5 protein-coding genes and 1 pseudogene are annotated in these 6,864 nt (G+C 72.1%); 4 read left to right on the top strand and 2 right to left on the bottom strand.

The window, feature by feature from the left end:
- Nucleotides 1-94: 94 nt before the first annotated feature.
- Both ACFWV8_RS38080 and ACFWV8_RS38085 read right to left on the bottom strand, forming a co-directional pair.
- The gene (locus ACFWV8_RS38080) at nucleotides 95-301 is read right to left on the bottom strand and encodes an acyl-CoA carboxylase epsilon subunit (protein WP_384215065.1); all 207 of its coding nucleotides are present in this window, start codon (nucleotides 299-301) and stop codon (nucleotides 95-97) included.
- A 9-nt stretch (nucleotides 302-310) separates the two neighbouring features.
- Nucleotides 311-1,906, bottom strand: a complete 1,596-nt coding sequence (locus ACFWV8_RS38085; protein ID WP_384215066.1) for an acyl-CoA carboxylase subunit beta — start codon at nucleotides 1,904-1,906, stop codon at nucleotides 311-313.
- A gap of 285 nt (nucleotides 1,907-2,191) precedes the next feature.
- Between ACFWV8_RS38085 and ACFWV8_RS38090 the strand changes: the two genes are divergently transcribed.
- The 4 genes and pseudogenes from ACFWV8_RS38090 to ACFWV8_RS38105 all read left to right on the top strand — a co-directional run bounded on the left by ACFWV8_RS38090 (nucleotide 2,192) and on the right by ACFWV8_RS38105 (nucleotide 6,726).
- Nucleotides 2,192-3,070: a biotin--[acetyl-CoA-carboxylase] ligase gene (locus ACFWV8_RS38090; protein WP_384215067.1), complete on the top strand. Its 879-nt coding sequence runs from the start codon at nucleotides 2,192-2,194 to the stop codon at nucleotides 3,068-3,070.
- Between the two features lie 163 nt (nucleotides 3,071-3,233).
- The gene (locus ACFWV8_RS38095) at nucleotides 3,234-4,391 is read left to right on the top strand and encodes an adenylate/guanylate cyclase domain-containing protein (RefSeq protein ID WP_384215068.1); all 1,158 of its coding nucleotides are present in this window, start codon (nucleotides 3,234-3,236) and stop codon (nucleotides 4,389-4,391) included.
- A gap of 222 nt (nucleotides 4,392-4,613) precedes the next feature.
- Nucleotides 4,614-5,426: an enoyl-CoA hydratase/isomerase family protein gene (locus ACFWV8_RS38100; protein ID WP_384215069.1), complete on the top strand. Its 813-nt coding sequence runs from the start codon at nucleotides 4,614-4,616 to the stop codon at nucleotides 5,424-5,426.
- Nucleotides 5,427-5,552: 126 nt separating this feature from the next.
- Nucleotides 5,553-6,726: pseudogene (locus tag ACFWV8_RS38105) on the top strand (diguanylate cyclase domain-containing protein).
- Nucleotides 6,727-6,864 lie beyond the last annotated feature (138 nt).

Consider the following 6,864-nt stretch of genomic DNA (forward strand, 5'->3'; position numbering starts at 1 on the left):
CCAGTACGAGCACGATCCTCCGCCTTGCGATGCACCGCACCAGACGCCGCGGGCCCCGCCTTGCAGGCGGCCGGCGTTACTTCGAAGACACGGCCTAGCCCGGCCAGTACGTGCGTGCCCACGCCCGGGGCCCCGGGCGTCGGCTCTCGCGGCGTGCGACGCGGGCCGGGTCCGACCAGCCCGGCGGGGGCGGCGGGCCGGTCGGCCCGGACCTCTCCGCGGCCGCCGCGCGTGCCCGGACCACCGCGAGTGCGGCGGCCAGTTCCTCGGGGGTCGGGTTGCCCCGTACGACCTTGATCATTCCAGCCTCCTACAGAGGGATGTTGCCGTGCTTCTTCGGGGGCAGGCTCTCCCGCTTCGTACGCAACTGCCGCAGGCCCTTCACCAGATGGGCCCGCGTCTCGTGCGGCAGGATGATCGCGTCGACGTAGCCGCGCTCGGCCGCGACGTACGGATTCAGCAGCGCGTCCTCGTACTCCGCGATCAGACCGGCCCGCGTCGCCTCCTGATCCTCGGCGGCGGCGATCGTACGCCGGTGCAGGATGTTGACCGCGCCCTGCGCCCCCATCACCGCGATCTGCGCCGTCGGCCACGCCAGATTGAGGTCGGCGCCCAGATGCTTGGAGCCCATGACGTCGTACGCGCCGCCGAACGCCTTCCTGGTGATCACGGTGATCAGCGGGACGGTCGCCTCCGCGTAGGCGTAGATCAGCTTGGCGCCGCGGCGGATGATGCCGCCGTACTCCTGGTCGACACCGGGCAGGAAGCCCGGCACGTCCACGAACGTGATGACCGGGATGTTGAACGCGTCGCAGGTGCGCACGAACCGCGCCGCCTTCTCCGAGGCGTTGATGTCCAGACAACCCGCGAACTGCATGGGCTGGTTGGCGACGATGCCGACCGGATAGCCCTCGACCCGCCCGAAGCCGGTGACGATGTTCGGCGCGAACAGCGCCTGGGTCTCCAGGAATTCGGAGTCGTCCAGCACATGCTCGATGGCGGAGTGCATGTCGTACGGCTGGTTCGCCGAGTCCGGGATGAGCGCGTCCAGCTCCAGATCCTCGGCGGTGGGCGCCACTTCGGCCACCTCCGGGAAGGCGGGCGGCTCGGAGAGGTTGTTCGACGGCAGGTACGACAGGAGCGACTTCACGTACTCGACGGCGTCCTTCTCGTCACCCGCCATATGGTGCGCGACGCCGGACGTCGTGTTGTGCGTACGCGCGCCGCCCAGCTCCTCGAAGCCGACGTCCTCGCCGGTGACCGTCTTGATCACATCCGGTCCTGTGATGAACATGTGCGAGGTCTGGTCGACCATCACGGTGAAGTCGGTGATCGCGGGGGAGTAGACGGCGCCGCCCGCGCACGGCCCGACGATGAGGCTGATCTGCGGGACGACGCCCGACGCGTGCACGTTGCGGCGGAAGATCTCGGCGAACAGGCCGAGCGCGACCACGCCCTCCTGGATACGGGCGCCGCCGCCGTCGTTGATGCCGATGATCGGGCAGCCGGTCTTCAGCGCGAAGTCCATGACCTTGACGATCTTCTCGCCGTAGACCTCGCCGAGTGAACCGCCGAAGATCGTGAAGTCCTGCGAGTAGACGCAGACCGGGCGGCCGTCGACCGTGCCGTAACCGGTCACGACACCGTCTCCGTACGGACGGTTCTTCTCGATGCCGAAGTTGGTGGAGCGGTGCCGGGCGAACTCGTCCAGCTCGACGAACGACCCCTCATCCATAAGGAGGTCGATCCGTTCGCGGGCCGTCAGCTTGCCCTTGGCGTGCTGCTTCTCCACAGCCCGCGCGGAGCCCGCGTTCGTGGCCTCCTCGATACGGCGCTGGAGATCCGCGATCTTCCCCGCTGTGGTGTGACTGTTCTCTGTTCCGCGGGCGGTTTCCGGCTCGGACATGGGGATGCGGCTCCCTGCGGCTCGGGGTGTGGCTACTGATCCGTAGCGTATCGGCGGCCCCGACGTTCGGCAGTGCGTCGTTGGCCACACCCCACGGCCCCCCGCACCTAGGCCCTGTCCGGCGGGTCTTCGCGGGCCCGGGGCGCCTGGCACGGCACCTCGCCGCGTTGTCGAAGTGCCCACAGGAAACCACCCTGCGGGCACTTCGGCGCCTTGCGATGCACCGCACCAGACGCCCCGGCCTTATCCGCGAAGATCCACCGGACAGGACCTAGGCTGACGCGCATGACCGAGCACAATGCCGCGGGCAGCCGCTGGAGCGACCTCGAACGCCCGCCCCTCAACACCACCGCCCTGCGCCGGGGGCTGATCGTGCCGGGGCGTCTGTGGACCTCGCTCGACGTCGTCACCACGACCGGATCCACCAACTCCGACCTCGCCGCCCGCGCGGACAGCCTCCCCGAAGGCGCGGTGCTCGTCGCCGAGGAACAGACCCGGGGGCGCGGGCGGCTGGACCGCGGCTGGTCGGCGCCCGCCCGGTCCGGACTGTTCCTCTCCGTACTACTGCGGCCGGGACCGGACGTACCCGTCGAGCGCTGGGGGTGGCTGCCGCTGCTCACCGGTGTCGCTGTCGCGACGGCCGTCGCGCGGACGGCGGGCGTGGACACGGCGCTGAAGTGGCCCAACGACCTGCTGGTGACGGTCGGCGGTAAGGAGGGCGACGAGAGCGCCAAGGAGGAGCGCAAGGCGGGCGGGATCCTCGCGGAGCGCGCGGGGGCCGACGCCGTGATCGTCGGCGTCGGCCTGAACGTCACCCTCACCGAGTCGGAGCTGCCCGTCCCCGGCGCCGGGTCGCTCGCGCTCGCCAACGCGGTCTCGGTCGACCGTGATCCGCTGCTGCGGGCGGTGCTGCGGGGCCTGGAGCGGTGGTACGGCGAGTGGCGGGACGCCGGCGGGGACCCGGCGGCATCGGGTCTCCAGGAGGCGTACGTGGCCGGCTGCGCGACGCTCGGGCGGCCGGTGCGGGCGGAGCTGCCGGGCGAGCGGCAGGTGGTGGGCGACGCGGTCGCGATCGACGGTGACGGGCGGCTGGTGATCGCGACGGAGGGCGGCGGCCGGGAGGCCGTGGGCGCCGGGGACGTGGTGCATCTGCGCGCCTCGTAGCCGCCGGGATCGCGGTGGCGGAGGGAGGCGCTCCGGGGCAAGCCGGCCCGGCTGCCACGACTACCCGCAACGGCGACCCCGACAGCCCCGACCTGCCGTATCGTTGAGGCGATCCACGACAGATCGGCAGGGCAGTGCGCAGGGAACGGGCAGGAGGCGGCTGGTGACGGTCGACGACACGACCTCCGGTGGTGGGGACGAAAAGCCGCCGTCGGACTCCTCCGCACACCCCACCCCGCACCACGCCGTCGACCACACGGCCGAGCCCACCGACGACCCTCTCGCCATCCGGCTCGAACAGCTCATCATCGGCGCCGAGCGCCGCTACACCCCCTTCCAGGCCGCCCGCACCGCCGGTGTCTCGATGGACCTCGCCTCCCGTTTCTGGCGGGCCATGGGCTTCGCGGACATCGGGCAGGCGCGGGCCCTCACCGAGGCCGACGTCCTCGCGCTGCGCCGCCTCGCCGGTCTGGTCGAGGCCGGGCTGCTGAGCGAGCCGATGGCGATCCAGGTCGCCCGGTCGACCGGGCAGACCACCGCCCGCCTGGCGGAGTGGCAGATCGACTCCTTCCTCGCGGGGCTCACGGAACCGCCCGAGCCCGGAATGACCCGGACCGAGGTCACGTACCCCCTGGTCGAGCTGTTGCTCCCGGAGCTGGAGGAGTTCCTGGTGTACGTGTGGCGGCGTCAGCTCGCCGCCGCCACCGGACGTGTCGTCCAGGCCGCCGACGACGAGGAGATGGTCGACCGCCGTCTCGCCGTCGGCTTCGCGGACCTCGTCGGGTTCACCCGGTTGACCCGCCGTCTTGAGGAGGAGGAGCTGGGCGAGCTGGTCGAGGCGTTCGAGACGACCTGCGCCGACCTGGTGGCCGCGCACGGCGGCCGGCTCATCAAGACCCTCGGCGACGAGGTCCTGTACGCAGCCGACGACGCGGGCACGGCCACGGAGATCGCCCTGCGGCTCATCGAGACCATGACGCACGACGAGTCGATGCCGGCGCTGCGCGTGGGCATCGCGTTCGGCACCGTCACCACCCGGATGGGTGATGTCTTCGGCAACACGGTCAACCTCGCGAGCCGGCTCACCTCGATAGCCCCCAAGGACGCCGTCCTGGTCGACGGCGCACTCGCGGAGGAGCTGATCCGGACGGGCGACACCCCCGCGTCCGAGGCCGAGGCGGCGGAGCAGGCCGCCGAGGCCGAGAAGGCGGGCGAGGAGCCGCCCTCGTACCGCTTCGCCATACAGCCGATGTGGCAGCGGCCGGTGCGGGGCCTGGGCGTCGTGGAGCCGTGGCTCCTGACCCGGCGGCCCAAGCCCTAGGGTCTGTCGTTCGGATCTTGCCGGGCTCGCGGTCCCTGGCACGCACGTTCGCCGCGTTGTCGTCGGTCGCCATGGCTCCGCCATGTCTCCCTCCTCCGCCTTGCGACCGCACGCACCAGCCCCCGCTCCCTGATCCGGCCAAACGACAGACCCTGGGCCTGCCCCCCGGGCGTACGGGCCGCCGCCTATGATCCCGGTCAACGATCGTTGACCGGGAAGCGGGTGGGCGCGGTGGGCACAGAGGACGAGCGGCGGTTCGGTGAGTTCGTTGCGGTACGCCGGCACGGTCATGTGGCCGAGCTGGTGCTCGACCGGCCCAAGGCCATGAACGCGGTCTCCACCGAGATGGCGCGTTCCATCGGCGCGGCCTGCGCGGCGCTCGGCGCCGACAGGGACGTACGCGTCACCGTCCTCACCTCCACCCACCCGCGCGCCTTCTGCGTCGGAGCGGACCTCAAGGAACGGAACTCGCTGAGCGACGCCGAGCTGGTACGGCAGCGGCCGACCGCCCGCGCCGCGTACACCGGCGTCCTGGAACTCCCGATGCCGGCCATCGCGGCCGTCCACGGCTTCGCCCTCGGCGGCGGGTTCGAGCTGGCGCTCTCCTGCGACCTGATCGTCGCCGACCCGACGGCGGTCGTCGGGCTGCCCGAGGTGTCGGTGGGTGTCATCCCCGGCGGCGGCGGTACGCAACTGCTGCCGCGCCGCGTGGGAGCCGCCCGCGCGGCCGAACTGATCTTCACCGCACGGCGGTTGGCGGCCCCGGAGGCGCACGCGCTCGGCCTGGTCGACCTGCTGGCGGGGGAGGAGGCCGACCGCGACGAGGCGCTGGCGCTGGCCTCCCGTATCGCCGCGAACTCGCCGGTCGGGCTCCGGGCGGCGAAGCGGGCCCTGCGGCTCGGGTACGGGCTCGACCTGCGGGCGGGTCTGGAGGTCGAGGACGCGGCGTGGCGGTCGGTGGCCTTCTCCGGGGACCGTACGGAGGGTGTGGCCGCGTTCAACGAGAAGCGGAAGCCGGAGTGGCCCGGCGAGTAGGCGGTGTCTTGTCGATCTTGCCTGGCTCCCCGGACCTTGTGGACCCTGTGGACGGGTTGTGGACGGAGAGTGACGACGCCTCGCTCCGAGTGATCAAATCACCATAAAACGCCCTAAGCTGGGGTGATGGGAGAGGACGTACGGCTTCGTGCCGTGGTGGAGCTCGCACAGGCCATGGCTTCGGCGCAGACCCCCCACGAGTCCTGGCGGGCCGCGGCGCTCGGCGCGCGTGACGCGCTGGCCGGCAGCTTCGCGGCGCTGTCCGTGTGGGAGCGGGACCTCGGGCAGCTCAAGGTCCTCGTGAACGCGGGGGACCTGGCCGAGGGGGAGGAGGAGTTCCCCGACGACGAGTCGTATCCCGTGCACCGGTTCCCCGAGATCGCGGAGTTCCTGCACGAGCGCTGGGCGGGCGGGGGCGAGCCCAACGCGTGGGTCGAGACGGTCGAAGGACCGGCCGCCACCGTCGCCGGCGGTGAGCCGGGCTACTGCCACCAACGGGTCGCCGCGCTCCGTAGACGCGGCCGGGGATGCTGCGTCGTCGCGCCGATCGTGCTGCACGGGCGGGCGTGGGGCGAGCTGTACGTGGCGAGGCCGCTCGGGGCGCCGGTCTTCGAGCGCGCCGACGCGGCCTTCGCGACCGTCATCGCCTCCGTCGTGGCGTCGGGGATCGCGCAGACGGAACGGCTCGAAGAGGCCCGGCGGCTGGCCTTCACGGACCCGCTGACGGGGCTCGCGAACCGCCGCGCGGTGGACATGCGCCTGGATGAGGCGGTCGCGCTGCACCGGGAGAACGGGTCGGTCGTCAGCCTGGTCGTCTGCGACCTCAATGGGCTCAAGCGGGTCAACGACACCCATGGGCACGCGGTCGGCGACCGGCTGCTGGAACGGTTCGGCTCGCTGCTCTCCCTCTGCGGGGCGCGGCTGCCGGGAGCGCTGGTGGCGCGGCTGGGGGGCGACGAGTTCTGTCTGCTGACGGTGGGGCCGGCGGCGGACGACGTGGTCGAGGTCGCCGATGAACTCTGCCACCGGGCCGCGGAGTTGGCGCTGGGGGAGGGGGTGGCGTGCGGGATCGCGTCGACGGGGGATCCGATCGGTCCGCTGAGGTCGGCGCGGCGGCTGTTCCGCCTGGCGGACGCGGCGCAGTACCGCGCGAAGGCGGCGCGATCGGTGGGGCCGGTGGTGGCGGGGCGGGACGGGGGGGGTGGTGCGACTGGCGGACGAGCCGCCTCCGGGGCCGCCGGTGGTGGGGGAGCGCCGGAGGTTCCGGGGGATGCGGGTTCCTCCCGGAGGGGGTGGGTGACCGGTGCTGCGGGTTCGTTGCCGGGGGCGGGGTTCGGGGTCTCCGGAGGGGTATGTCCGGACGGCGTGATTTACGGCGCGTGCAAGGTTGTTGGACCCGACGGGACGTTCTTGTTCACGCGACACAAATCAGCCTGAG

It is taken from the genome of Streptomyces sp. NPDC058665 (assembly GCF_042714995.1).
GTDB lineage: Bacteria > Actinomycetota > Actinomycetes > Streptomycetales > Streptomycetaceae > Streptomyces.